The sequence below is a fragment of the Paracoccus sp. 08 genome (genome assembly GCF_024105395.1).
In the GTDB taxonomy this organism is placed as follows: Bacteria; Pseudomonadota; Alphaproteobacteria; order Rhodobacterales; family Rhodobacteraceae; genus Paracoccus; species Paracoccus marcusii.
This window is the reverse complement of record NZ_WEKR01000067.1, coordinates 48,664-74,606: the sequence shown is the minus strand read 5'-3', so window position 1 is coordinate 74,606 and position 25,943 is coordinate 48,664. Positions and strand designations below refer to the sequence as shown.

Sequence of the window (25,943 nt, the reverse complement as noted above, 5' to 3'; positions counted from 1 at the left end):
GTAGAGAATAGCTGCATGAGCGTCGTAATCAATTTCAGAGTAGTCGATCAGCTTGGCAACGACGTAATCTTCGAGACGGTTTGCGGTATCCCCTTCATCCTCACCCGAAATTCTCGACGTTTTCTCCGTTCTCAGGACTTGGATCATGAGTTCGCGCGATAGCGGCTGAAAGTTCCAGCTCTTCATATCCAGATCGAAGCGCCTAAATCCGAATGAAACCTGCTGTTGCGGTGTAATCGTCAGTGCAGGGATCGCAAGGGTTCGCTCTACGTAGTGCTTGCAGAGTTCCTGGGCGACGGCGACTGCTTGTTCCCTAGTGATGCTCGGGATAAACCCCTCTTCAGGCTTCTGCGCAGCGATTGCCGCATCAGCAATGCGTTCGATCACCTTGGGGTCATTAAGGTCACCAATTGAGGAAACCTTAGTACTGAACTGAGGGATCACGACGTTGAGTACCGTACGGGCGACTTTCAATTCCTCGGGGGTGCTGAAGCTGAAAGGAGCTTGTGTTGGCACCATGCCGCCAGGCTTAATGACGGGCTGCGATGCAGCTTCAGATGCCGTTTCTCCGTCAGCCACTACGACAGTGGGTTCGGTCTTGGCTTCGGCCTGAGCCAGCATTTGATCGACGAGGGACGGCGCGGAAACCGATATAGGCTTTGAAGACGGAACGTCTCCGCCGTCACCAATCGTCACCTGCTTCAACTTTCGGATAACGCCATTCTCTTCTTTGGCCTTCTCGATCAGCTCGCTGACCCTCGGCCGTCCCGCTCGGCTCAATGAGAAGCAGAAATTGGATGTTCTCTCGGATTTGGCGGGCGGGATGAGCGTTTCCGCACTCGCCAGAAAATTTGACACCAGCCGCCAGACCATCATGCGTGTCAGGATCGAGGGCGACCGCTCCGTTTAAGCCGTGACTTGAGTAGGCACCCGTTTCCCTTTCGCCTCACCCCGCGCAGCAGGACAGTTTTTTCACATCCCTGTCGAAGGTCTGAGCCGCAAGCTTCAAACCTTCGACAGTCGTCAGATATGGAAAGATCGTCTCCGAGAGATCATCGATCGTCAGGCCGCAGCGGATGGCCAAGGCTGCCGTCTGAATGCTGTCAGCACCCTCTGGTGCAAGGATGTGAGCGCCAAGGAGTTTCCGGGTTGACCCGTCGGCGACCAGCTTGATCAGGCCGCGCGTGTCGCGCGCCGCCAGCGCCCGCGGCACATTGTCGAGGGAAAGGACGGAGGTGCGAACCGAATGTCCGGCAGCCCGCGCCTGCGCTTCGGTCATGCCGACGCTCGCCAGCTGCGGATCGGTAAAGACCACGGCGGGCATTGCGGTGTTGTCGTAACTCAGGCTGTTGCCGTTCAATGCGTTCTTGGCGGCGAGCTTTGCGCCATAGGCGGCCATGTAGACGAACTGATCTTTTCCGGTTACATCGCCGGCGGCATAGACGCCCGCCTTCGAGGTGCGCATGCGATCATCAACGATGATGGCCCCGGCCGGTGTCAGGTCTATACCGGTTTCAGCAAGCCCAAGGGCTTCAGTGTTCGAGCGGCGTCCCGTCGCCACAAGAATCCGCTCGGCAGTCAAGATTTCCGGACGTCCGTCCCGCGCGATGGCGAGGGCAACACCACCATCATCGGTCTTGCGGGCGGACTCGTAGGTAATGCCGCTGACGATTTTAATCCCCTCATCGGCCAGATAGGTGGCAAGCGCAGCGCCGATTTCGGGTTCAGCCTCCGGCAGAAGCCGGCTGCGGAACACGAGTGTCACTTCGACACCGGCCCGTGCGAAAGTCTGGGCAAGCTCCACGCCGATGTAGCCGCCGCCAAGCACTATCATCGAGCGTGGCAGCTCGGTCAGGGCGAGCGCTGTCGTGCTGTCGAGCGGCGATACGTCAGCGATCCCCGGAATCCCCGGCAACGCCGGACGCGCACCGGTGGTGATGATAATTCGCTCGGAGCCGATGTGCTGGCCCGCGACCTGGACACCGCCGTCAACGAGGCGGGCCGGACCTTCGTGGTAGACCACATTGTTGTACTCCGGCAGCAGATCAGCGTATTTCGCCTGTCGCAGACCGGCAACCAAAGCGTCTTTCTGGGCGATCTGAGCGGCCCAATCAACCACGCGCGCGCCGCTTTCGATCCCATCAAACCGGGCAGCCGCATCGTTGGCGTGACGTACAGCCTCCGTGGCCCGGATCAGGGCTTTCGAGGGCACGCAGCCGATGTTGACGCATGTACCGCCGATCGTGCCATGCCCGACAAGAGCCACTTGGGCGCCTAGTTCGGCGGCCGTGATCGCGGCGGAGAAACCGGCCGAGCCAGCTCCGACGACCACAAGATCATAACGGCCGTTGCCTTTGTTGGAAGTTGGAACGTCGCAAGCTTCACACATTCAATTCACCTTTGTTGTCTTGTTATTCATCGAGCAGCAATTGGCATCCGCTGATGAGGCGGAACGCCGACGCCGGTAAAGATAAAGTGCGGACGCCCCAATCGCGGCGAGAGCGATCGGGATCAGCACATAGCCGGCCGCTGCGAACCATGCGGAAAAGCCAAAAGAGCCAGCGGCGACCAAAAGAAATGGCGCGGCGCAACAGATGACGGCGAGAAACCCGACTCCGCCAAGGCCGATGAACTTTCCATCTGTCATGCTGAACCTCCTTACTGCGAAACGCCGGACGGATAGCCAGCATTGGTGGTTGCGGTGATCAGCGCGGCGACATTCGTCTGGCTGTCGTCAAAGCGCACCTTCGCGATCGCCGCGCCGGTCGCCTCCGATACATCAACATCGAGCACGCCTGGAACGTTGCTGAGCGCCCGCTTCACAATCGGGCCGCAGAGTTCGCAGGTGGCATTGGCAACATTCAAGGTTACGGTCTGCTCGGCGGCAAAAGCGTGACCACCCGTCAGCAGGGACGCAGTAAGGGCAATGAGGGGCAGGATTTTCATGAGATTCTCCTTGGGATTAAGCATCGAGGACAAGGCGGGCGGCGTAGGGAAAGCCCACGGCGATAATGATCAAGACAGTTGCGACCCAAAGGCCGATCTTGGCGTTCCGATGGGATGATGGACGCGCGCAGTAGGAACCCTCGGCGCATTCAGCCGCCTTCGGCCTGCGATAGACGAGATAGAAACCGTAGCCGAGGCAGGCGAGCGCGATCGTGATAAACACAGGCTGGTAGGGTTCGAACGCGGTCAAATTGCCGATCCACGCGCCGCTGATGCCAGCGAAGAACAAGGCAAAGGGCAGCACGCAACAGGTTGCTGCGCCCAGTGCCGCAACGATGCCGCCGACCGACAGCAATGCTGCCCGATCAAAACCCTTTTCGGCTGGCTCTGTGACTGTATTTGCCAGCGTCCGTGTTTCATCCTGCATCATCGTTCACATGCTCCCGCAATTGATCTATCGTGACCCTAGTGCCTGTAGCGACTACAGGGTCAAGCGAGAAATTTTCACGGATTTGTGCGAGCTATGTGATGACACAGAATGATGAATTTTCGATCGGCGTGCTGTCCGAGCGCAGCGGCGTCAACATAGAGACGATCCGCTATTACGAGAAAATCGGCGTCATGCCGAAGCCCGCCCGCAGCGCAGCGGGTTATCGTATCTACACAACTGAACACGCAAGGCGGCTGCATTTCGTGCGGCGCGGCCGTGAACTCGGCTTCAGCCTGGACGAGTTGCGCGGCCTGCTTCGCCTGGTCGATGGGCATACCTACACCTGCCGGGAGGTCCATGCGCTCACCATCGAACATTTGAAAGATATCCGTCAGAAAATCGCCGATCTGCGGCGTCTGGAGCGGGCCATGTCGAATATGGCGGCGCAATGCACCGGCGATCAGGTTCCAGAATGTCCGGTCATAGATGCCCTTTTTGAAATGCGGTCAATCAAGCGTTCCCGCTCCGTTCAAGCTTAGCGTACGATTTCGAGCAGCTCTTGTTCTGACCCCTTATTCTATGGGCAGGCGGCGCACGACGCCGGCGACAACCCCCCATATCTCGGTCGTCTCCGTGACCGGGATTGTGGCATAGCCATCCGCGCGGGCGCGCGGATCGAGAAACCAGACGCCATCGCGCTTGGCGAGCTTCTTGACGGTAATGGCGCCATCGACAACCGCGACGACGATGCGGCCATGGCGGCGCTTGCCCGCGCGATCCACGGCGATCAGGTCGCCGTCCAGGATGCCCTCTGCCTCCAGACTATCGCCGGACACGCGCCACCAGAAGGTCGCATGCTCATGCCGCACCACCCACTTGATCGGGTCGATCGTATCCTCAAGATCATCCGCGGCGGGTGACGGAAAACCGGCCGGAACCGGCATGGATGCCAAAGGCACATGCCGATCTACGAGCGTGATCTTGATAGGGCTTGAGTGCAGGGTCATGGCTATTAGAGCAATACGGGAACACCAGCCATAACCCGAACACCCCCTGCGGCGTCAAGCTGCTAACTGATTTAGGTGAAACGGGTGCCCAAGCTGCGACCAGCTTAGTTGCGAGCCTGTTGCAGTGGGATGCCATCAAGCAAAGCCTGCCCTGCAGCCTTCGGGCTGCCGTCCCCGTTGACGTAGGCATAGAGGGTGGTGGTCGTGATCCCGAGGCGGCGCGCGACCTCTTTGGCAACAGCGTTGCGGTCGGACATGGCTGTCATCGCCATGCTCAGGGTCGTTCGATCCATCTTGCGCGGGCGTCCTCCAAGCCGACCACGGGCACGGGCAGCGACAATCCCTGCTTGCGTCCGCTCAACGATCAGCTCCCGCTCAAACTCTGCAAATGCCGCAAAGATGCCGAAAGCGAGCCTGCCGTTGGCGGTGGTCGTGTCGATCTGCGCGCCCGCACCGGCCAGAACCTTCAGGCCGACGCCCCGCTCTCTCAAGGCTTCGGCGGTGGTGACCAGGTGACGAAGATCGCGTCCAAGCCGATCCAGCTTCCAGATGACCAACGTGTTGCCCGGCTGGAGTGACTTGAGGCACGCCAGCAGACCAGGGCGGGCATCGAGGCGACCAGAAGCCAGATCCTCATAAATCCGGTCCGGATCGACACCCGCCGCTAGCAGTGCGTCGCGCTGCGGGCTGAGCGTTTGGGTGCCGTCCGATTTCGAGACCCTCATATAGCCGATAAGCACCACTCACCCCGCAAGAAAAGACTGCGCATACCCTGCAAGGTGTCATTGATTTTCGCAACGGGTTTTCTTGTGCCAAAGCTGTTCAGTCGAGCCGGGCACCAGGATCGCAAGAAAACCGACCGTTTCCGTGACGTTGCTGTGACCTCCAGCGCTACTTGGCGCGACTTATCCAGCGCTAAATGACGCAGAGGCTTCGCCAAAACAGCGAAGCAGACCCTCGCGCGTGATGCAGCATATGACCCCTCTGAGCCCATTGCAGTCATTCGTCCCTGCTGCAGCGAATGCAGATGCAGCAAGAGTGATCGACCCAAACCGGACCTTGGTCCGGGCAAGGCCAACTATGGTTTAGGGCGACGCTCATCCCATAGCAGTCATTCGTCATGTGAGGCAAAGGGTGCCGCTCTGCCGTTTCGGGTGGGAACAGCGAACTCTCTCCGCACTGCGTATCTATGTTGCGAACCTGACCAATGCCTTGCCATCGACATGGCGAGGTGGAGCTGGAGCACGGCACGGATGACGAGACGCGCGATATGGCGCAGAAGATCATCGACGCGCAAAAGGAAGATATTGCCGAGATGACGGCCATGCTGGACCGCATGGGCGTTGAAGTGCCGGAATAATAGGGTGGGCCCGCCTTGCGCGGGCCTGTTCTTTACAGAAGGGCTGAGACAGCCTCGCGTTCCTCCTCCAGTTCGGCGATGGTGCGGGCCATCATCTCGCGCTGGAAATCGGTAAAAGTCAGACCTTCGACGCGTTCGTATGTGCCGTTCGCACAGATGACCGGAACGCCGAACATCAGCCCCTCGGGGATACCGTATTCGCCGTTCGAGTGGACGCCCATCGACACCCATTTGCCCCCCGTGCCGTGAATCCAGCCATGCATGTGGTCGATGGCGGCATTTGCGGCGGACGCGGCCGAGGATGCGCCCCGCGCCTCGATGATTGCGGTGCCGCGCCGGGCCACGTTCGGGATTAGGGTGTCGCGATACCATGCGTCGTCGCCGATCATGTCGGGCAGTTTGCCGCCCTGCGCGGTGGCTTCGGTCCAATCCGCGAACATGGTGGGGGAATGGTTGCCCCAGACGGCCAGCCGGTCGATCTCGGCCACGGCGACGCCCGCCTTCGTGGCCAGCTGCGTCAGCGCGCGATTGTGGTCAAGCCGGATCATCGAGGTGACGTTCTCGTTCGGGAAGTCGGGCGCGTTGGCGGCAAGGATCATCGCGTTGGTGTTCGCGGGGTTGCCGACGACCACGACCTTCGCGTCACGCTTGGCGGTCTCGTTCAGCGCTCGGCCTTGGGCGCGGAAGATCTCGGCATTGGCCGACAGCAGATCGCGCCGCTCCATCCCCTTGCCACGCGGGCGCGAGCCGACGAAGAACGCCGCATCCGCATCGCGGAAGGCCGTCGCCGGATCGTCGGTCACCATGGTCTCGACCAGCAGCGGAAAGGCGCAATCCTCCAGCTCCATCACCACGCCGCGCACGGCATCCTGCGCCTGCGGCAGGTCCAGCAGTTGCAGGATTACCGGCTGGTCGGGGCCATAGACGTCGCCCTTGGCGATGCGGAACAGCAGGGCATAGCAGATCTGGCCGGCGGCGCCGGTGACGGCGATGCGTTTGGGGGTAGATGTGGTCACGGTGTCCTCCTAAGGTTGCGGGAATAGGTAGGCCCGCGGAAGACAACCGTCCAACGCATCGTTCCGCTTGGATCAATCGCCTTGTTCGATGAATGACGCGGCACCCTCGCGGAATGCGGCCAACCCGCCTTGCGCCGGATGGCGGACATAGGTGGCGGAAACGCCCAAGCCCTGCGCCGCGCGTTCGGCCACGCGCCCGATACAGAGGATGCGCGACGGGCGTTTCCACGCGATCAGCGCATGCAGGGCGGGCATGTTGGCGGCAATCTCGGCCACGGTCGGCGGGCGGGTGCGGCCATCGGCATGATGAGGATGCTGCATGACGGCGTTCCAGAACAGCGGCGGCGGGTCCGACACGGCGGCCCAGATCGCACAGGCGGTCGGCCCGTCGGGCAGCGCATAGCGGGTCGGCTGAATCAATGGCAGGCCGAGGCGGTGCAGCGCCTCCTCGCCGCAGAACGGGATGCCGGTGCGCCGCGCACCGCGTCGTGCCATCGCCTCGCCCAGCCACAGCGGCGCGCCCTTCGGCATCGCCTCCAGATAGACGCGCAGGTTGCAGCGGCGAATTTCAGGGGCACCCGCAGCCTCCACCGCCGGATCATGGTCGCGGTAAGGGTTGAACAGCCGGTCGGTGGACGCAATCGCCATCAGGGCGCGCAGCACCTCATCCAAGGGCGCGGTCCAGAAACGCTTGGGCGGCTCGGCTCACATGGCGGCCGGTGGGACGCACGGCGTTGAAATGGCGCGGCGGGATGGGGAACGCGATCTCGAACAACCGACCCGCTGCCAAGGATGCCTCTATCACCNCGCGCGACAGGGCGGAGACGCCAGTGCCCGCCTCGACCGCCGCACGGACAGCCTCGTTCGAGGGAAGCTCCATCCCCACGCGCGGCACGATCCCCGCCGCCGCCAGCGCCTGTTCCAGAATGGCGCGCGTGCCAGAGCCCTGTTCGCGCAGGATCCACGTCGCCGCTGCCAGATCGGTCACGGGCTTCGCCGCCACCACGACCAGCCGGTCCGTTGCGGCGGGGATCAGGGTGAACGCGGGCGAGGTCACCTCNTCCTCGACAAAGCCCAGATCGGCCTCACCCTCGGCCACCGCCTGGCACGCGTCATGGGTGTTCAGGATGCGCAGAGTCAACGCGATCCCCGGATGGGCGGCCTGGAAGGTCTGCATGACCTTCGGCAGCCAGTAATTCGCGACCGTCTGGCTGGCCACCAGCCGCAACCGCCCATGATGCAATCCCATCGAGGCCGCAAGGAACCCCGCCGCATCCTCGGCCCGCGCCACCACCGCCCGCGCCTCGGGCAGGAAGCTGCGGCCCAGATCGGTCAGCACGATGCCGCGCCCCACGCGGTCGAACAGGCGCACGTCGTGGCGTTCCTCAAGTGCTGCGATGGCGGCGCTGGTGGCGGACTGGGTCAGGTTCAGCGCGCGGGCGGCCTCGGTCACATGCTGACGTTCGGCCACGGCGATGAAGATGCGAAGCTGTTCCAGCGTCATGCGGCAGCCCCCAGATGCGACAAGGCGAAGGCCACGAGGAACCCGAGCGTGACCAGAAGGCCAGTCTCGCCGCGTTCGCCCTCCACCGCCTCGGGGATCATGGTGTCGGCGATCATGGTCAGCAGGGCGCCGGCGGCCAGCGCATTCACCGCCGCCAGCAGATAGGGCGGCGCATCCCCCAAGGCCGCTGCACCGATCAGCGCCGCGGCGCCGGAACACAGCACGATCGCCGCCCACAGGCCGAACACATACCCCGCGCCGCGCCCCGCAGCCTTCATCCCAACTGCGCTGGACAGACCTTCGGGAAAGTTCGACAGGACGATCGCCGCGAACATGGCGATGCTGACGCCGCCGCCGTCCAGCATGCCCACCCCCAGCACGACCGATTCCGGTATCCCGTCCAGAAACGCCCCCGCCGCGATGGCCAACCCGCCGCCCTGTGCCGCCTGCCGCTGCTGTTTTCCCGACCGCTTGCGATGGTGCCCGCCATTCCGCGATATCAGCGCGTTGGCCACCGTATACAGCACCGACCCCGCCACGGCCCCCAGCACCACCGGCCAGATGCCCGCCTTGCCGAATCCGTCCAGGATCAGGTCATAGCTGACGGCCGAGATCAGGACACCGCAGCCGAACGCCATGAACCCCGTCGTCACCCGTTTGGGAAACGGCGCAAACCATGCCAGCGCCACGCCGATCAGCAGAGACGATGCGCCCGCCAGCCCCCACAATCCCGCCTGCATCCAGATCGCCATCATCGTCCCATCGTCTAATCCGATCATTCGGACAAGTTTAATCCGTTGGATCGGTTGCGCCAGCCCCACTATCTTCATACCCAAGGAGATACCCCATGACCTTCGAGAAAATGCGGGCCGTATCGCTCGGCCTCCAACCGCTCAGCCGCCTCGACAGCCCGCGCGAGGTGGTGCGCCAGTTCACCCCGAACTGGTTCGCCGCCACCATGGGCACCGGCATCCTGTCCATCGCGCTGGCGCAAACCCCGTTCCGCGCGGTGGGCGAGGCGCTGTGGATCCTAAACATCGGCCTTTTCGCGCTGTTCAGCGTGCTTTACGCGGCGCGGTGGGTGTTCTTCTTCGACGGGGCGCGCCGCGTCTTCGGCCATTCGGTCGTGTCGATGTTCTTCGGCTGCATCCCGATGGGGCTGGCCACGATCATCAACGGCCTGCTGATCTATCGCGGCGCGGTGGGGCTGGCGGAAACGCTGTGGTGGATCGACGTCGCGATGGCCGCAGCCTGTGGCATCGCCATCCCCTATCTGATGTTCACCCGCCAAAGCCATTCCATCGACCAGATGACCGCCGTATGGCTTCTGCCCATGGTCGCGGCCGAGGTGGCGGCAGTGACGGGCGGGCTGCTGGCCCCGCATGTCGGGAACGGCCTGACAGTGCTGTGGGTGTCTTATACCCTCTGGGCGCTGTCACTGCCCATCGCGATGAGCGTGCTGGTGGTGCTGGTCCTGCGCCTTGCGATCCACAAACTGCCGCATGCGTCGATGGCGGCCTCGGCCTGGCTGGCGCTTGGCCCCATCGGCACCGGCGCGCTTGGCCTGATGACCCTGGGCGAGGCTGCGCCCGCCATCTTCGCCGCGCACGGGCTGGACGCCTATGTTGGCGCCGCGCAGGGCGTCGGTCTGATCGGCGGGATGATCCTGTGGGGCTACGGCCTGTGGTGGTTCGCGATGGCCGCCCTGATCACCGGGCGCTACCTGCGCGAGGGGCTGCCGTTCAACCTCGGCTGGTGGGGCTATACCTTTCCCATCGGGGTGTTCGCGGTGGCAACGCTGAAGCTGGGCACGCTGATGCCCATCGGCTCGATCCACGTCTTCGGCCTGATGCTGGTGGCCCTGCTGGCCGTGATCTGGGCCATCGTAGCCACTCGCACCGTGCGCGGGGCGTGGCAGGGTGATCTGTTCGTCGCCCCTTGCCTGAAGGAGGATTGAGATGATCGCCACACGTCGCACCGTTCCGGCGGGTGCTGCCGCCCTGATGCTGTCAGCATGAGACTGCAAAACAAAAAATCATAAGCCGCAAATGATGCTTCGCATCCCTTGCGGCTTATCCACCGAATGCTAGGCAAAGCATTTCCTTCAGTTGGTTGAAGGCTCTGCTTATGCCAGTTCACCAAAGCGGACGCTCACGGGGTCAGGATAGATCGACACAATGCGGGACGGTGCGGAGCGGACGGTCAGGGATAGACACCCGTGAAGCGGCTCTGATAACGCGGCGCGCAAAAGGAGGCGGTGGACACGCCAACCTCTTTTCATGCTAGGCTCAAAAGTAAGATCAAAACCTTTGGGAGGAGGCTCAGTGATGATGGGTGATTTCAAGATAGGCCGTCGAAGCCTGCTGGCCGGAAGTGGTGCCATCTTGTCCGTGATGGCCAGCGGTGTCCGTGTGCAAGCTCAGGAAAGTGTGACGGCCCTGCCTGACTATGTCAGTTGGAAAGACGCCGATGCACTGATCGTGCACTCCAACAGCACGATCGAGATGGAGCGGTCTGCGTTTGGAACCTCTGCGTTTACGCCTGAGGACAGGCTGTATGTCCGCAACAATGTGGCACCGCCTCCTGCTTCCATTCTTGACGATCGCGATGCATGGGAAGTCAGCATCGACGGCGTGGCAGAGCCTCGGAGCCTGACGCTGGCCGAACTGAAGACAATGGGGATCACGACTGTTGCCATGGTCCTGCAATGCTCCGGGAACGGTCGTGCCTATTTTGAGCACGAGCCGTCCGGCACACCTTGGCAGGTTGGTGCTGCTGGCTGCGTCATGTGGACGGGTGTGCCCTTGAGAGTCGTGGTTGACGCTCTGGGGGGAGTTGCGGAGGGGATGGAATACGTGACCGGCACGGGTGGAGAGACGCTTCCCGAAGGACTTGATCCGCTGACATTGCTCGTCGAGCGGTCGGTGCCCCTGGATGCGCTCGATGATATCTTGCTGGCGTGGGAGCTGAATGGGGAGCCGATTTCCCTGGCCCATGGCGGTCCGCTGCGCATGGTCGTCCCCGGGTTTACGGGCGTCAACAGCGTGAAATACGTCACCAAGGTCGCCATGACCGCGGAGCAGTCGCCAGCGCTGATCCAGCAGACGCGCTATCGGTTGCAGCCTGTGGGTGAAGAAGGCGGCCCGGACCATCCGTCGGTCTGGCAGATGTCGGTCAAATCCTGGATCACCGGCCCGTTGGATGCGACCCAGGCTGGTCGCGTTCAGGTCACGGGTGTGGCGTTCGGCGGAACAACCAACGTCGCATCAGTCGAAGTATCTGCGGATGATGGCCAGACGTGGAGCACAGCAGAGTTCATCGGACCTGATCTCGGGAAATTTGCGTGGCGTCCCTTTGTGGCACAGATGGATCTGCAGCCCGGCACGTATCGGCTGGTCAGCCGAGCCACGGATGCGGACGGAAACCAGCAGCCTGAGCAGACTGAGCCCAACGACCCCGGATACAATCATAATGGGTGGCGCGCGCCCGGCATCGAAATCGAAGTGGCATGACACACGCGGCTGGCGGTTCGTGCCGGACACCCCTCAGATCAACGGAAAACACATGAACAAGACACTGAGTGCCGCGGCCATTTTGCTTTCATCCTTGTCAGGTATGGCTGTAGCTGAAACAGACTCTGCCCGGATCGACATGGGCAAGGCACTTTTCACACAAGGGGCAGAGCCGTCCTGCTCGATCTGCCATACCCTGGCCGATGCCGAGACAATGGGAGAGATCGGGCCGAACCTCGACACCATGCGTCCCGATTATGACCGCGTCATGCGGGCGTTGGTGAACGGCGTCGGACCGATGACGCCGTATGATAGCCTGACGGACGAGGAGTTGGACGCTCTGTCCCACTATGTCGCAAGCGCGACCAAGGCAGACAACGTCGAGCCCTGAGATGATCGATGGCTCTTCTCCACGACGGAACTGAACGAAAAACCCCCCGCTTGCAGGCGGGGGGTTACGTTTGGCGTCTTGCTCATTCCATCGCCGTTCAAGCCGGGACTTCAGGCTGACGATGAGGGTTCGCATTCAATCGCATTGCGTTGGACAGATCTCCGGTCAGGTCAAACCTCATGCTTTAGAGATGCTGGATCGTGGACCCCTTCAGCGGGTCCAGCCTTCGGTTTCCATCAGCGCCTGCGCCTCGTCCGTAACCAGAAAGTCCAGAAAGGCCTGCGCCTCCGGGTCAGCATCCGGCGCGATGGCGACGTTCAGGTCGCGCCAGATCGCGCGGTCCTCGGACAGCGATACGGCCTCGATAACGTCGGGATTGCGCGCGGTCCAGTCCGGCCAGGTGATCCAGGCATCCGCGTCCATATCGGTGAACGCCTTGAAGCTGGCGCCCGACCCGTGCTCGAACGCCACAATGTTGCGGCGCATGCCCACAACATCGTCCAGGTTGCCCGTTCGCCCTGCGATATCCTCCCAAACTCCGGTGCCCGATGTGTTGCCGACGCCGGCGCCCTCGGTCACGACGATCTTGACGCCGTCGGCCAGAAGATCGTCGAAGCCGGTGATGCCCTTGGGGTTGCCGGCCTTCACCGCGATGATGGCGGGACGCAGGTAGATCGGCTGAACCTGATCGGACGAGAACGAGGTGTAGGTTTCCAGAAACGCCGTCATCGACTGCTCGGACGTCCCCCAGATGATGTCGGCATCGGCCTGCGCCTGATCGGACCATGTGGGTTCCGGTCCGAAGGTGATTGCAACCTCGGTGCCCGTTTCGGCCTGCCAGACATCGGCGACCTTCTGCAGCGCGCTATGCGGCCCGCCCGCACCATAAAGACGCACAACGCCGTCGCCAGCTTCACGCGCGATCGCGGGCGCATCCGTGGCTGCGTCCTGGGCAAGGGCGGGGGTGGTCAGGGACAGGCTCATGGCCAGAAGGGATATCATTTTCATCAAGGCACTCCGGTCGAACAGGATCGCGTCGGCCTGATGCCGACGCCATGTGACGTCTAGAACGCTGCAGCTGGCGTAAACGCCCAACGGCTTCGCCGTTTTCTGCCATTTCTACGTCACTCTTGCGTGTGGGGCACGGCTGACGCGTGATAAATGCTGACTAGTCAATTCGATCAAAAGGTCAGCGCTGACGCTGGCGCGCAGGAACGCATCCGCTGCGCAGCTGACATCGCCCTGTGTCGACGTAACGCCTGAGAGCCGGCGTGCCAGCAGCGCGAAAAGGCCATCGTCGCCGAATTCGTAGCGGCGTTCGAGTAGGTGTGTGTGAGTGGCCGCGCTTTGATAAGAATATGGGATGACGAGCGGCTGCTTCCGGACTCTAGACCTGTAAATATCAGGAATCTTTAGCGGCGGCTTTCCGCCCAGCACGTCGCTGATGCTGCAATTGCGAACGGTCTTAGCGTAGGCGCACTCAATGGCCGAAAGGTCCCGCAAAGCTGACTGTTGATCGCCATCCTAATCCGTCTGCTTTGCGGGACCTTCCGGTCATTCGCTGCGCCTGCACAAGTCCCAGACCGCGCATGCGCTTGGAGCAATTGAGGGCGGGGAGCTGCCGTTCGCTGCGTCCAAAATGAACGACAGTGACGGCGCAGAAAGCGGCCCAATGGCATCGCAGCGAGGCACCCGCAGCTCACCAAGGAATGCGGACATCCGCGCGTGATACAGCAATCGCCTTGGGCTCCGAGCCCTCGGCGCAGGAAACAACCGGGCAGTCGCGAGGGCCATGTGGTGTTCAACGCATCTCGGCACTTGCAGCGTGGCGCAGACCAGCCCGATGAGAATAGCGGATCATCACCTGCCACCACTGTCCCTGCCGAACAGCACTAGCGGAGGCATCGCATCCGCCGAACAGCGCGGACCCGATCTAGAATGATCCGGTGCGGGTAATGTCAGCGCTAGAAAATTCTTGGCATCGCAGTGTTACGTCCAATTCAAGGCACCGGAGCTTGATCTGAGACCGCGCTAATATTCGATGACTTCCTCCTCAAACTATTGCTAGATCACAGACGAGTTTCCGGCCTCATGCACTGCAATCTGGCGGCTGATGTGAGCTAAGCTCGCCCTCAAGGACGGATTTTATATGCCTATTGATCTGGATGAGCCGATTTCTCCTACTTTTGAAAAAGTCTTGCAACAATTCAGGGATGCTCTTGAGGCGGATGACGGGGTTGATGGCGCGTCGATTGCTCGACTCCATGCGCTTCTTCAGATTGGCAAGGTTCCCAAACCTGAGGAAATCGAAGTGGCCCTCTTCGGCGCTCCAGAAGGCGGCGTTGACGGGGTGTCGACATGATCAAGATCAAACAGATCCACATCGAAGAGTTTCGGGGGATCCGCAAAATGACCTTGGATCTTGACGGCAAAAGCTTCGGGATTTGCGGGTCGAACGGCACCGGGAAGAGTGGCGTGGTCGATGCGATTGAATTCGGTCTCACCGGATCGTTGACCCGGCTCACCGGTGAAGGTCAGGGGGAATTGAGCGTCAGCAAACACGCGCCGCATGTGGATCTGCGCGCGGAACCCGAGAAATCCAAGGTGACCATAACGGCGCACATCCCTTCGCTTGGTAGGGACGTTGTTCTGACAAGAACCGTCAAGGCGCCAAAGCAATTGATAGTGACACCGGCGGGCGGCCCCGAAGAGGCGACCATCCGTGCGCTTCAAGCGCACCCCGAGTTTGCGCTGTCACGACGTGAAATTGCAAAATACATCATCACCCCGCCCGCCCGCCGTTCTGCCGACGTGCAAAATCTTCTCAGGCTCGACCAAATCGGAAAGCTACGGAAAGCCTTCGGAACGTTCGCCCGAAGCGCTGAGAAAAATGCCCGTGACGCCGCATCAGCCAAGACCAGAGCCGAGGACGATCTGACCGCAGTCGTGATCGGGGGAAAACTTAGCCGGGAGCTGCTCCTCGCGACGATCAATACGCATCGAAATGTGCTGGGCCAAGCGGATCTGACCGCCCTCGCCGCCGATACGGTCTTCAACGACATCGCGGCCAATCAGCCGGAGAACAAGACGACCGTTACGGTGGCGAGAAACCTTGCGCTTGAGGAGATAGCGTCCTTCAAGACCGCGTTGCTTGGAACTCCTCCCATGGCGTGGACGGATGCAATGTCCAAGGGGTTGGATGTGCTCCGCGAACTCAAGGAAGATGCGGAAGCTCTAGCGCTCGCACGGCGGCACGGGCTGATTTTGACGGGATTGGAAATCCTGTGCGAAGACGCGTGCCCCCTTTGTGACCGCCCTTGGGACCAGAAGGAGCTGCGCACCCATCTCCAGCAAAAGCTGCTGGATGTAGCTGCGGTGGGCGAGCTTCTGACGCGCCTGCGCGAACAACTCGGGGTCATCGAAGACGCGATCGATTGCCGCCTCGACGAGTTGAGGAAGCTGCATGGCTACGGCACCAAACTCAGCACGGACCTGAACCCCTCGGTGTTTGTCACCTATGCGGAAGCCCTGAAAAGCTTCAAGCAACTAGCAAATAAGTTCGAGGCGACTCCCGAGGATCCAGGCGCGCTGTTCTTGGCTCTTTCAGAACTCGAATGGAAGCCGCCCTCCACCGTATTCGGCGGCATCGAAGCTATCGAGAAACTAGTTACCGCCTTGCCTGAGGCGTCAGCGAGAGAGGCGGCCGTATTCGCGCTCGCGGTGGCTCAGGAGCGATACGGGAAGCTGGTAGAGGCGGCGCGCTTGGATAAGGAAGCCGACAAGCGCAAGGCGATCGCGCAAAAGGTGGATCAGCATTACGGCGTCACCTCCACCGCGGTTCTGGAAGGGATCTATGAGGCGGTCGCTGCAGAATTCACAGAGCTCTACAAAATCCTGAATGACGATGAAGGAACATTCATCGGTAAACTGAAAGCGGAGCCATCCAAGCTCAGCTTCGAGGTCGACTTCTATGGCCGGGGAGCATTCCCGCCTGGAGCATACCACAGCGAGGGTCACCAGGATGGTATGGGCCTCTGCCTATACCTGGCGCTCATGCGTCATACGCTCGGCGAAAGGTTTACCTTCGCGGTCCTCGACGATGTTTTGATGTCGGTCGATACGGGCCATCGTCGAGAAGTGTGTCGGCTCTTGCGCATGAGGTTTCCTGATACGCAGTTTATCCTTACCACGCATGATAGGGTATGGCTGCAATTCATGAAAACCGAGAAGCTGATTGAAAAGACCCAGATGTTCGGGGGATGGAGCGCGGAACTTGGCCCTCGAATATGGGACGATCAAGACATCTGGCCGGAAATCGAGGTCCAGCTGGAGAAAGGCGACGTACCGCGTGCCGCCTGGCTGCTGCGCAGATACCTAGAATACATCTGCCACGTCCTCGCAGACAACCTCCGTGCTCCGGTAAATTTCCGGGCAGACGGCAATTATGGGTTGGAGGATCTGCTTCCGGCCGTGCAGCGCCAGTATCAGAACAGGTTAGAGAAGGGTGTCCGTGTCGCGATGGCTTGGGGTCATGACGCGGAGAAAGGCACACTCTTCGAGAAGAAAGAGTTGAACCGCCAGCTTGCCGCCGCTACGGCGACTGAGCGTTGGGCGATCAATCCCGCTGTCCACTTCAATGAATGGGAAAACTTAGACAGCGGAGAATTTCGAAAAGTGGCAAACGCGTATAGAGCCTATTTCGAAGAAATGAGATGTCGCAATCCGAAGTGCGGCTCTCTTCCCTATCTATATCCTACACAAGCGTCTGCCGATCAACTGCGATGCCATTGCCAGGAGATCAACGTGAACCTCAAAGATAGGACGTGAGGGGGCGTTCGCCTTCGCCGCATGACAAGCCACGAGCAGTCAAACGGACGGAAGAATTATGGCATCCATTCTCAAGAACGCGGCAGACTCTATCGAGCTCGGCATCGAAGACATCAGGTCGCGGGATCCGAAGCGAGCGATAAGTGCCATCAGGAACTTCTACTCCGGCATTCTCTTGTTGGGCAAGGAATGCCTGCTCAGCCGCGCCCCGGGAGCAGATCCGAAGATTTTGCTAGCATCGCGACACCGGCCGGTCTCTGACGGGATCGGCGGGATACGCTTTGAGGCCAAGGGCAACGCGACAATCGATGTGGCTGAGCTCGAAGAGCGCTTCAAGGATCTCGGGCTCCCTTGGGTGAAGGGCCCGGCGAAAACGGCCTTCGACATTCTGAGATCCATGCGCAACGACATCGAGCATTCCTCCCATTCGCACACGAGGCCCACGATCGAGACCGCAATGGGTGCGTGCTTCCCGATCGTTGCGGACTTCTTCCGGATTCTTAGCAAAAGCCCTGCCGATGTGCTCGGATCGAGCTGGACATATATCGCTGAGCAAGATCAGCTTTACCGCAAGCTTCAAGTGGAGTGCCTCGCGACACTCGCCGCAATGCCTTGGTTCAACCACCTTGAGAAGGATAATCTTCCATCATGTGCCTCCTGTGGACTGACCCTGCTTCGACAGTCGAACGCGGATAATGATAACCCCGAGATGATCGACGGTGGCTGCCATGGCTGCGGAACATTGTTGGACGCGCCCGATTTTGTCGAGCTCGTGGTCGCAGAGGTGTTCGCGGGTGATGCCTATTTGGCCGCCAAGGACGGGGGCGATCCGCCGTATGTCGAATGCAAGAAGTGCCTGCGTGAGACTTTCGTCATAGAGATCGATGACCCAGTTTGCTTCCTTTGCGGCCACGGCTCAGAGGTGACCTGCAGGTCCTGCGGTGAAGTCATCCACGCCCGCAAAAGCTCGCCGATGGGCGGCGATCTTTGCCTGAGTTGTTGGCAGGATACCTACATGGATCAATGACCGGAGCCGCTTTCCCGAACTTGATCACCTCTGGCCGAACGGCCGTTTCCGGGAATGCGGCTTCGCGACCACGGCGCCAGCCGACCGGCAGCTATAGAGGCTATTCACGTCGATGCTACGCCGACCTATGACTGTCCGCTTTTGTCAAACTGGCAGGCACCAGGGACAGACTGCCTGACAGAAAAGGCAAAGCTATGCGCCACAGTACAGTAAGCGCGACGTCGCGGCCCTATGCGGTGAGGCTTGACGGCTGTGCGTGCCGCCAGGGCATGAGGTCTTCGATGCGGGATTTGGGGTGTCCGTCGAGGATGGCGCGGAGGGTGTCGGCGAGATAGTCGACGGGGTTCACGCCGGCCATTTTGCAGGTGGCGACGAGCAAGGCGAGCATGGCCCAGTTCTCGGCGCCGACCTCGTTGCCGGCGAAGAGGGCGTTCTTGCGGGTCAGCGCGATCGGACGGATCTGGTTTTCGACCGGGTTGGTGTCGAGCTCGAGGGTGCCGTCGTCGAGGAAGCGGATCAGGCCGGGCCAATGCGCGAGGGTATAGCGGATATCCTCGGCCAGAAGGGATTTCTGCGGGATGCGCGACAGCTGAGTTCCAAGCCAGGGCTTGAGCGCGGCGATGATCGGGGCGGCCTGGGCGCTCCGGACGGCGAGACGGTCGGCGGGAGCCTGGCCGCGCACGGTCTTCTCGATCTGATACAGCAATGCGATCTGGCGCAGCATCTCCTCGGCGATGGGCGAGCCCTCGCTTTCAAAGCGCTTCACGAAGCGACGGCGGACATGGGTCCAGCAATTGACCAACTGCCACGGCCCCTCATCGCGCGTGATCTCGGTCAGCGCGTTGTAGGACTGGTAGGCGTCACATTGCAGGAACCGGCCGCGGTATCCGGCGAGGAACTTTAGCGGATGCTCCCGTCCTCGGCCGGGGGCGTAGTGGAACAGCACGATGGGCGGACCGACACCGCCATGGCCGCGATCGTCGGACACGACGGCCCAGAAGTAGCCGCTCTTGGTAGCCTTCCGGCCCGGATCGAGCACCGGCGCGCGGGTCTCGTCCACGAAGATCCGGTCGGCGCTGCGCAGATGAGCCTTCATGTGGTCGATGACAGGCATCAGGTGGAAGCAGGCGCGCCCCGTCCAGTTGCCGAGTGTGCCACGGTCGAGGTGGAGACCTTGCCGCTCGAAGATCCCCGCTTGGCGGTAGAACGGAAGGTGGTCGCCGAACTTCGAGACGATGATCCACGCGATCAGCCGTTCGGTCGGCAGCCCGCCAGGGACGACATGCTCAGGGGCATGCGCCTGCACGACGGCCTGCGAGCAGCGGCGACAGGCGTATCTCGGGCGCCGCGTCACCAGCACCTGGAACTGCGCCGGGATTACGTCGAGCCGCTCGGATATATCTTCCCCGATCCGGGCCATCTCACCGCAGCCGCAGGGGCATTGGATGCTGGCGGGCTCGATCACGCGCTCGACCCTGGGCAGGTGCGCCGGCAGATGCCCGCGGTTGCGCGCGGGCTTGCGAGGTTCTTCCCCGCGCGTTTGGGCAAGCGCGGCCTCTGCCTTTTCCTGCGCGGCCGCGAGGACGCCTTGGGCCAGTTCGGCATCCTCGAGCGGCAGATTGAACTGGTCGGGTGACAGCTTCTCGGAACTCTTGCCGAAGCGCTCGCGCTGCGATGCCCGCAGGATGCCCTCCAGCCGACGATTGGCCTCCTGCACCTCCACGAGCGCCGCCTCGACCTCGGTCAGGCGGGCCTTCAGATGAGCGTTCTCACGGCTGAGGGCATCGGCATCCATGCCTCGGAGTGAATCACGCAAACGCGGTTCTGGCTAGCAAAAACAGGGAATTCCCGTGCGTCCGCCCGCTCACCCTGCGACCAGCGGACGCCGCGCCCGTTCCGGCCGCACCAGCCGCCAATCCAACCCTTCGAACAGAGCCGCCAGCTGCGCCGAGGAGATCCGCATCACTCCGTCCCGCATCTGCGGCCAGACGAACTTGCCTCCCTCAAGGCGCTTGTGAACGAGCACCATTCCGGTCTGATCCCAAACCAGCAGCTTGATCCTGTCCGCCCGTTTCGAGCGGAAGACGAAGACCGCCCCACAGAATGGATCGAGCCCGGACATCTCCTGCACCGCCAGCGCGAGGCCATCGATCCCCTTGCGGAAGTCCACCGGGCGCGTCGCCACATAGACCTTTGTTGGCCCTCCCTGACCGAGCATCATGATGTCGCCGTCCGCGCCGCCCGGATGGACCTGGTCAGCAGGATCTCATCGGCGTCGGCCCCGACGCGGATCACGACATCGCCGACAACGATCTCCACGCCGGTGGCGACCTCCGTCTCTGCCGGCATCGCCGCTGCGGGACCCTCGACGACCAACTCTGCAAACATCGGCAGGGCCGCCACGCTCTCGGGCACGACAAGCTGCCCCGTCCGCAACTTCTTCCGCCAGTCGTAGACCTGCCAGCGCGTCGTCCCGTGCTGCCGCGCGACATCCGTTACCGAGGCCCCCGGCACCAGGCTCTCCGCAGCGACCCGCGCCCGCTCCGCCTTCGTGCGCCGCCGACGCCCGCTCGGCCCCTCGATCACCTCTAGCCGAGAAACCCTGCCGTCCCCTGGGCCGTCCAAATGGACGCCCACTTTGCCGTCTCGTTCCAAACCAACACCTCCAACGCTCATGCGTACAGAAAATGGCCCGGTCAGATCAGAAGCGGCAGGAGGGGGGCCGCGTCGCGCTTACACAGTACAGGTCCCTGCCTTGCGAAAGACAGACTATCGGGCTGGACGCGATATGTCTGACAGCGCCAAAGCCGCCTGTAGACTACAGCGCCAGGCGCAGCCTCCAGCATCAAGACAGGTCTGCCGGGAAGCAAGTGCGTCAACCGAAACAAGTTTGATGCGTTCGCCCCTGATCTTGATGGTGTCACTGTCCATTACGCTTGCTTGGCCTGAAATGCTGTTTGCAGATACCGGCCCTGAGATGGTGCAGCACAAGCTAAAGGCCGCAAGAAAGCTTCTGTAGAAACGCATCACGGCGCGAAACGGTCCTGTATTGGCTCGCTGCCGCATTGTGCTGTTATTCACAGCCACTACAACCGCTCCGCCAGAACTGCGGTTTTATCTAAGGGTGCTGCGTCCGCTCACCGGCTTGATATATTCTGGCTAGAACTGACGTATGCGTGCGTTAGGGTCCCAATGTGCGGCATCATCATTGGGTTTGAGCATAAGAGAAAGAGATAGATTGGGATTCAGTCCGCTTGGCGGACTCGCGTAAATCTATGGCCCTGCCCATCAGTGCGAGAGCCTTCGCAAGAGCTGAGTCCTCGATCTTGAATGCTGCCAGTCCAGCCAGGTCGAGGGTCTCGACATGCTCTGCTTCCACTGCGACGCGGTCCTCGCGCGCTGCCTGGTCGTCATCCGGCGCTGCCGGCCGACCAGCCCACCGCCCGAGAAGCGCAAGGGCGCGTTTAGGGGCGGACAAGCGATAAGCATTGCTGACCTGCCGGACCTGCGGTCCCCGGCCCTCGTTCAGGACAGGCTCAAAGCGGCGCAGCCAGTCCAGAAAGCCATGATCGCGCAGTGCCTTTAGTGCCCGCACAACCGCGTCTCGCGACCGGCAAAGTTTTTCGGTGATGTAGTCCAGGGACGGGTCCAGTCGGCCCGACTTGAAGTTCACCAAATTCGCGAACAGCGCTAAAACCTCCAAAGCGATCCCGCCGAGGGGGCCGTTCCGTTTGCCGCGTTCCTTCTTTGCACGGTCATAGTATCGGGCCGCCATCAGGACCTTCTGCACGTCCTGGCGTGACGTCCCGCGCCAGAATGACGCCTCGCATGATCCCTTACGGCGCGAATTGCCATGGATAGGCTTGCGATCGGCCGCACTGCCATCGGCACGCGCGCCATCAATGACGCGGTTGATGCGTTTGAAAAAACTGCCGCGTTCTGCGGCCTTGTTGATACTCATCTGCTGCTCCTCGATCAAGAAGCGCGGTGTCCGCAGGCAAGCCGTATCCGTTCGCACAGATGCGCTGTTTGCTCTTGATTTTTGGGAGTGGGAGGATAACTATAGCAGGTGAAAACTAGCTGCTAATTCAGGACGCCAATCCTGAGTTTTTCCCAAACCCCCTCGTGCGGACCCCCGCGCGGGGGGTTTTTCGTTAAGGTTGATCACGACTTAATCCATGATGGGTACTCCTGTAACATATTGAACAGAAGCAGATCAGCGCTGCTAAGCTGTTCCAAGACACGAAATCCACGCCGCTCAGGCAGGGCAATCGCAGCCCAGTTTCCACATGCAAGAGCCCGATAACGTGTGGAGCGTGACGTAGGTGGTCGCTGAATGGGGTCATTAGTTTCAGTCGAACTAATGTTCACAGCTGTGAACTCGCCCTCATTGATCCGCATTTTGCGTTTTGATGCGCCGCTAGAGGCGCCGCACTTATTCTCACGCATCTTGCTTCCACCGATCATGAAGTTCAGAAACAATATTCTGAGCTTGATCCGCGAGCCAAAGAGCGAAGCCGTCGTCAACGTTCGTTAAGTCCAGGCGGATGGCACCATCCGTCCTTTTCGCGGATCCGGCAGGCTTGCCGTCAATGGTCAACGCCACTGCTTTGTTAACATGTGGCCGTTCACGTTTTTGGCTGATCTGCCGTTTGACATGTTTTGAAACTGCTTCAAACGCTACAACAGAGGCATCCAAGGCGGGAACCTCGTCGTTCATTTCACCAGCTTCAAAAGCCCCTTGGCTGCGCGCACTTTCAGCGATGGAGCACAGCAAGCCCTGGTCGGAGCCTGCCGCCGACATATCTTTCGCTAGCGCTTCCCAACGGGGTCTGCCAACACCATGAGCCGGTCCTATGGCGCGGGCGAGAGCAGGATCAATTGCTTTTGCCAAAGCAATGGCCATCGAAACTGCCGAACGGGTCACATTCAGTACTTCGGCAATTTGTGTTTGATTGCCAAACTGACTGTTAAGTAGCTCATGGGCAAACAAGGCTCGCTCAATATAGCTAAGGTCACGCCGTCCGGTATTCTCAGAAACCTGGGCCTTCAGCGCTGCCGTGTCATCGAGATTTGCAATGAGCGCCCTAATCCTTCCGGTTCGCTCTGAGCCTTTGATGGCCTCAAGGCGGCGGCGGCCATAAACCAGAAGGTATCTGTCCGCTTCACTTGGATGTCGACGCACAAGAATCGGGACAGTCTGACCGTTTTGCTCGATAGAGGTTCGAAGATCCTGAACGTCATTGGGGTCTAATCTATCTGCGAAACGATCATCATCAATTTGCGCCGGATCAAGATCCCATACGTTGTGAGCATCAACCGCATCACGCGCCGATCTAAGCGCTCGATTACTCGACATCATGGTTCCAGCGGGCGGTGCGGTACCTGCTCCTGAGAGATTGTCCAGCATCGACATGCGCCGTTTCTTGCTATTTGCCATTACCGCCCCCACGTTTTCTGAATTAGCTGCGAGATCTCATCATTGACTGCATTCAGACTTTCGATTGCTCTGTCGTAAGTGGACCTCGTAAATGCGCTCCTCTCGACTTCATAAAGTGTTTGCTTTGTCAATCCGGCATCAGAAATTGCAGTGGATTTAAGCATTGGGGCATTGAGAACTTTGTCCGAGTACATCGTGCGCAGAAAAGCGACTATGCGGTTTTGCGGAGAATCTGTTGGCTCATAGCGGGTTAAAAGATACCGCATCCAGTCATGGGACATATCCGCACCACTGTCTGCAATGACATCCATTAAGTCTGCAGTCATGCGAAGGAATTGGCTCATGGACATCACGTCAAGCATTTCCGGGTGGATTGTGACTAAGACACCCGTTGCGGCTGACAATGCAGACATCGTGAGGAAGCCTAACTGGGGCGGACAGTCGATTACGACAACGTCGTACCTGTCATCAACTTTGGCCAATGCCTCCTTCACGCGAAAGAAAAACAATCCTGCACTACCGCGCGAAAGTGCTCGTGGAGTTTCATGCTCGAACTCCATCAGCTCCAAGTTGCCAGGTATAAGATCCAAATTCGGGATGTATGTCGGCCTGATTACTTCTGTTATTGGAACGGGCGCATCATACCGAATGGCATCATAGAGAGTGCCGCCGTTAGGTAGATCAAACTCAGGCTGAACACCGTGGAGAGCTGTCAACGATGCTTGAGGGTCAAGGTCAATTGCCAGAACACGATAACCTTTGAGCGCCAGTCGTTGGGCAAGGTGAGCAGCAGATGTGGTCTTTCCAGAGCCACCTTTGAAGTTCATAACCCCGATGATCTGCAAATGGTCGCCCGAACGGCGGCCAGGTAGATAGTCGCCAGGCTTCCGCGCAGTTTTCTCCAGCAAAACTCTCAAGCACTGAATATCGTCGGCAGAGTACTGTCGTCTATTACCCGATGTAACCTCTGGGGAAGGTCCCTTGCCGTCTAGATGAAGCTTGCGTAAATATGAGTCATTCACGCCGAGCAAAGCCGCGGCTTCACCTGACGTAAATTTACGCATTGTTTTGGATGCATCGGGTGGGAACAAACTTTCCCGCTGCGAGTGAAGCTGAGATGCGAGAAGTTCCGAGTGGCCCCGAATTACAGCATTCAGGTTTTCCTGTGTGTTAGCCCTAGTCACTATCGTCACTGCCCCAAACTCGGTCACGGATTTTGGCGTTTGATCGCCCTTTTCCGTGACTATTGCCAATCAAGTCGGATTCGCGCAAGCGATTTGTCGTCGGGCAAGACTTAGACGGACAAAGAGCCGTAGATCAGTGTGGTGCTGATGGAGAACGCATCCCAAACTTCTCAGCCTGTGCCAGCAGCATCTTGACCGATGAGGGCTGCCACGTTGTCCGCCCGCGGGGGGTGCGCTCACGCATCTTCTCTAGGCGATCGCAGATGGCCTGCAGGGTGATCTGGGGATCAGCCCCCTTTATCGCAGCCACGATCGCCGGCAGACGGTCGTCGCCAACGCGCCGGGCAGCACGCCCGAGCACCTCTTCGGGAAGAAAGCCGTCCCGAACATAAGCCCGCACAGCCCTCAAGAGCCGAGGCTGCGTCCATTGTCGGTTCTCGGGCAGGGCGGCGTTTGTGATCCGCAGGATATCCTCCCAGGCCATGTGTGGGCGCAGCCTGCGTACATGGGGAACCCAATCCGCTGCAGTCTTGGCAACGCGCTCCATGTAGCCGTCATGCCGCGCCAGGCGTACCTTGCGAAGCGCCTCCGGGTTTCGGGAACGCAGCCCGGGATTTCCGCCAATGCGGCCTTCGAGACGTGCGCTGGCTAGTCCCGCTTTTGTGCGCTCACGGATCAGGGCCCGCTCGAACTCGGCCGCCGCCCCAAGCACCTGAAGCGTGAACTTCCCCTGGGGCGATGCCGTATCGATCGGATCCTCGATGGACCGAAAGAACGCACCCCGTGCTTCGAGTTGCTCGATGATCTCCAGCAGATGCGAGAGGGATCGGGCCAGTCGGTCGATCCGAACGACGACCAGCGTGTCTCCCTTGCGGATACCGTCCAGGACGCTTGTCAGGACGGGGCGGGCGCGATTGCCTCCGGAGCCGTGCTCCTCGCGGATGACTGAGCAACCTGCGGCTTTCAGAGCTTGGGCCTGCGGCAGCAGTGTCTGATCATCCGTAGAGACGCGGGCATAGCCAATCAGCGGCATGGAGGGCCATCTTTCATAACGTGTAGGCGTCAGTAAACGACCGTTTGTAAACAGATGCAACGCCGATATCTGCGTCTGCCCTACGGATGCGCAGAGCCACTGCGTCCAGCAGAGGACGGAAATGCGCGCCTTCCTGCGCTCTCTGGGCCGTATTCCAACGCCTTCGGGATCTCATTTGCCTGAGTGGCGGGATGGGAATGACTTCAGCCAACATCTGAAAGTACTAGGCAACTGCAGAATGCTGGCAATATGCTAAACTGTTGGCG

Annotated in this window: 27 protein-coding genes; 9 read left to right on the top strand and 18 right to left on the bottom strand. The window is 60.6% G+C overall.

Annotation, left to right across the window (positions count from 1 at the left end; genetic code table 11):
• The first annotated feature begins 730 nt into the window (after window positions 1-730).
• Window positions 731-910 carry a helix-turn-helix domain-containing protein gene (locus GBO37_RS21680; RefSeq protein WP_371927619.1) on the top strand — a complete coding sequence of 60 codons (180 nt, stop codon included), beginning with the start codon at window positions 731-733 and terminating at the stop codon, window positions 908-910.
• A 36-nt stretch (window positions 911-946) separates the two neighbouring features.
• On the opposite strand, the gene merA is transcribed toward GBO37_RS21680, so the two are convergent.
• The 4 genes from merA to GBO37_RS17035 are packed head-to-tail and all read right to left on the bottom strand — an operon-like array spanning window position 947 to window position 3,376.
• Window positions 947-2,389, bottom strand: a complete 1,443-nt coding sequence (gene merA, locus GBO37_RS17050; protein WP_305884490.1) for a mercury(II) reductase — start codon at window positions 2,387-2,389, stop codon at window positions 947-949.
• Window positions 2,390-2,647, bottom strand: a complete 258-nt coding sequence (locus tag GBO37_RS17045) for a hypothetical protein (protein ID WP_003501076.1) — start codon at window positions 2,645-2,647, stop codon at window positions 2,390-2,392.
• Between the two features lie 11 nt (window positions 2,648-2,658).
• Entirely contained in the window at window positions 2,659-2,946 is a 288-nt protein-coding gene (locus tag GBO37_RS17040; protein WP_010661778.1) for a cation transporter, read from the bottom strand.
• A gap of 16 nt (window positions 2,947-2,962) precedes the next feature.
• Complete coding sequence (locus GBO37_RS17035; protein WP_003501072.1) at window positions 2,963-3,376, bottom strand: mercuric transporter MerT family protein; 414 nt, start codon at window positions 3,374-3,376, stop codon at window positions 2,963-2,965.
• 98 nt (window positions 3,377-3,474) lie between these two features.
• Here GBO37_RS17035 and GBO37_RS17030 point away from each other — a divergent pair, with 98 nt between their 5' ends.
• Window positions 3,475-3,915, top strand: a complete 441-nt coding sequence (locus GBO37_RS17030; RefSeq protein WP_023517540.1) for a helix-turn-helix domain-containing protein — start codon at window positions 3,475-3,477, stop codon at window positions 3,913-3,915.
• 33 nt (window positions 3,916-3,948) lie between these two features.
• On the opposite strand, the gene GBO37_RS17025 is transcribed toward GBO37_RS17030, so the two are convergent.
• Window positions 3,949-4,383, bottom strand: coding sequence for a LexA family transcriptional regulator (locus tag GBO37_RS17025; RefSeq protein WP_252930125.1), 435 nt, complete (start codon window positions 4,381-4,383; stop codon window positions 3,949-3,951).
• 104 nt (window positions 4,384-4,487) lie between these two features.
• On the bottom strand, window positions 4,488-5,123 hold the full coding sequence (locus tag GBO37_RS17020; RefSeq protein ID WP_127899569.1) for a recombinase family protein: 636 nt from the start codon (window positions 5,121-5,123) through the stop codon (window positions 4,488-4,490).
• A 491-nt stretch (window positions 5,124-5,614) separates the two neighbouring features.
• Between GBO37_RS17020 and GBO37_RS17015 the strand changes: the two genes are divergently transcribed.
• Window positions 5,615-5,743: a DUF305 domain-containing protein gene (locus GBO37_RS17015; RefSeq protein WP_158530129.1), complete on the top strand. Its 129-nt coding sequence runs from the start codon at window positions 5,615-5,617 to the stop codon at window positions 5,741-5,743.
• Between the two features lie 32 nt (window positions 5,744-5,775).
• Here GBO37_RS17015 and GBO37_RS17010 read toward each other — a convergent pair whose 3' ends face one another.
• The 4 genes from GBO37_RS17010 to GBO37_RS16995 form a co-directional block, all read right to left on the bottom strand.
• Window positions 5,776-6,759: a malate dehydrogenase gene (locus tag GBO37_RS17010; RefSeq protein WP_111560150.1), complete on the bottom strand. Its 984-nt coding sequence runs from the start codon at window positions 6,757-6,759 to the stop codon at window positions 5,776-5,778.
• 72 nt (window positions 6,760-6,831) lie between these two features.
• Window positions 6,832-7,422: a uracil-DNA glycosylase family protein gene (locus GBO37_RS17005; protein ID WP_341872764.1), complete on the bottom strand. Its 591-nt coding sequence runs from the start codon at window positions 7,420-7,422 to the stop codon at window positions 6,832-6,834.
• A 1-nt stretch (window position 7,423) separates the two neighbouring features.
• The gene (locus GBO37_RS17000) at window positions 7,424-8,263 is read right to left on the bottom strand and encodes a LysR family transcriptional regulator (RefSeq protein WP_252930124.1); all 840 of its coding nucleotides are present in this window, start codon (window positions 8,261-8,263) and stop codon (window positions 7,424-7,426) included.
• Window positions 8,260-9,018, bottom strand: a complete 759-nt coding sequence (locus GBO37_RS16995; RefSeq protein WP_205963169.1) for a ZIP family metal transporter — start codon at window positions 9,016-9,018, stop codon at window positions 8,260-8,262. The genes GBO37_RS17000 and GBO37_RS16995 overlap by 4 nt, the downstream gene beginning before the upstream one ends.
• Window positions 9,019-9,110: 92 nt before the next feature.
• Here GBO37_RS16995 and GBO37_RS16990 point away from each other — a divergent pair, with 92 nt between their 5' ends.
• The 3 genes from GBO37_RS16990 (at window position 9,111) to GBO37_RS16980 (ending at window position 12,166) form a co-directional block, all read left to right on the top strand.
• Window positions 9,111-10,220, top strand: coding sequence for a TDT family transporter (locus tag GBO37_RS16990; protein ID WP_111560152.1), 1,110 nt, complete (start codon window positions 9,111-9,113; stop codon window positions 10,218-10,220).
• Between the two features lie 370 nt (window positions 10,221-10,590).
• Window positions 10,591-11,775 carry a sulfite oxidase gene (locus tag GBO37_RS16985; RefSeq protein ID WP_042250312.1) on the top strand — a complete coding sequence of 395 codons (1,185 nt, stop codon included), beginning with the start codon at window positions 10,591-10,593 and terminating at the stop codon, window positions 11,773-11,775.
• A gap of 52 nt (window positions 11,776-11,827) precedes the next feature.
• Complete coding sequence (locus GBO37_RS16980) at window positions 11,828-12,166, top strand: cytochrome c (protein WP_042250314.1); 339 nt, start codon at window positions 11,828-11,830, stop codon at window positions 12,164-12,166.
• 210 nt (window positions 12,167-12,376) lie between these two features.
• Here GBO37_RS16980 and GBO37_RS16975 read toward each other — a convergent pair whose 3' ends face one another.
• Complete coding sequence (locus GBO37_RS16975; protein WP_042250316.1) at window positions 12,377-13,174, bottom strand: substrate-binding domain-containing protein; 798 nt, start codon at window positions 13,172-13,174, stop codon at window positions 12,377-12,379.
• A 1,141-nt stretch (window positions 13,175-14,315) separates the two neighbouring features.
• Between GBO37_RS16975 and GBO37_RS16970 the strand changes: the two genes are divergently transcribed.
• From GBO37_RS16970 to GBO37_RS16960, 3 genes are read left to right on the top strand one after another with little or no spacing between them, the layout of a single operon-like run.
• Entirely contained in the window at window positions 14,316-14,528 is a 213-nt protein-coding gene (locus tag GBO37_RS16970) for a hypothetical protein (protein ID WP_252930122.1), read from the top strand.
• Window positions 14,525-16,993 carry an AAA family ATPase gene (locus GBO37_RS16965; RefSeq protein ID WP_252930120.1) on the top strand — a complete coding sequence of 823 codons (2,469 nt, stop codon included), beginning with the start codon at window positions 14,525-14,527 and terminating at the stop codon, window positions 16,991-16,993. Before GBO37_RS16970 ends, GBO37_RS16965 begins: the two co-directional genes overlap by 4 nt.
• Window positions 16,994-17,051: 58 nt before the next feature.
• A complete protein-coding gene (locus GBO37_RS16960; protein ID WP_252930119.1) occupies window positions 17,052-18,020 on the top strand; it encodes a hypothetical protein in 969 nt (322 codons plus the stop codon).
• A gap of 229 nt (window positions 18,021-18,249) precedes the next feature.
• On the opposite strand, the gene GBO37_RS16955 is transcribed toward GBO37_RS16960, so the two are convergent.
• The 7 genes from GBO37_RS16955 to GBO37_RS16925 all read right to left on the bottom strand — a co-directional run bounded on the left by GBO37_RS16955 (window position 18,250) and on the right by GBO37_RS16925 (window position 25,677).
• Window positions 18,250-19,815 (bottom strand): IS66 family transposase, encoded by a 1,566-nt coding sequence (locus tag GBO37_RS16955; protein ID WP_252930117.1) that lies wholly within the window; start codon window positions 19,813-19,815, stop codon window positions 18,250-18,252.
• Window positions 19,816-19,884: 69 nt separating this feature from the next.
• Window positions 19,885-20,241 (bottom strand): IS66 family insertion sequence element accessory protein TnpB, encoded by a 357-nt coding sequence (gene tnpB, locus GBO37_RS16950; RefSeq protein WP_071209476.1) that lies wholly within the window; start codon window positions 20,239-20,241, stop codon window positions 19,885-19,887.
• A complete protein-coding gene (locus GBO37_RS16945; RefSeq protein ID WP_204245734.1) occupies window positions 20,238-20,606 on the bottom strand; it encodes a transposase in 369 nt (122 codons plus the stop codon). Before GBO37_RS16945 ends, tnpB begins: the two co-directional genes overlap by 4 nt.
• Window positions 20,607-21,225: 619 nt before the next feature.
• Window positions 21,226-21,981: a hypothetical protein gene (locus GBO37_RS16940; protein ID WP_045980916.1), complete on the bottom strand. Its 756-nt coding sequence runs from the start codon at window positions 21,979-21,981 to the stop codon at window positions 21,226-21,228.
• A gap of 480 nt (window positions 21,982-22,461) precedes the next feature.
• Complete coding sequence (repB, locus tag GBO37_RS16935) at window positions 22,462-23,460, bottom strand: plasmid partitioning protein RepB (RefSeq protein WP_084697179.1); 999 nt, start codon at window positions 23,458-23,460, stop codon at window positions 22,462-22,464.
• A complete protein-coding gene (gene repA, locus GBO37_RS16930) occupies window positions 23,460-24,644 on the bottom strand; it encodes a plasmid partitioning protein RepA (protein ID WP_042252870.1) in 1,185 nt (394 codons plus the stop codon). Before repA ends, repB begins: the two co-directional genes overlap by 1 nt.
• Before the next feature lie 133 nt (window positions 24,645-24,777).
• Window positions 24,778-25,677 carry a recombinase family protein gene (locus GBO37_RS16925; protein WP_045980898.1) on the bottom strand — a complete coding sequence of 300 codons (900 nt, stop codon included), beginning with the start codon at window positions 25,675-25,677 and terminating at the stop codon, window positions 24,778-24,780.
• Between the last annotated feature and the right edge of the window lie 266 nt (window positions 25,678-25,943).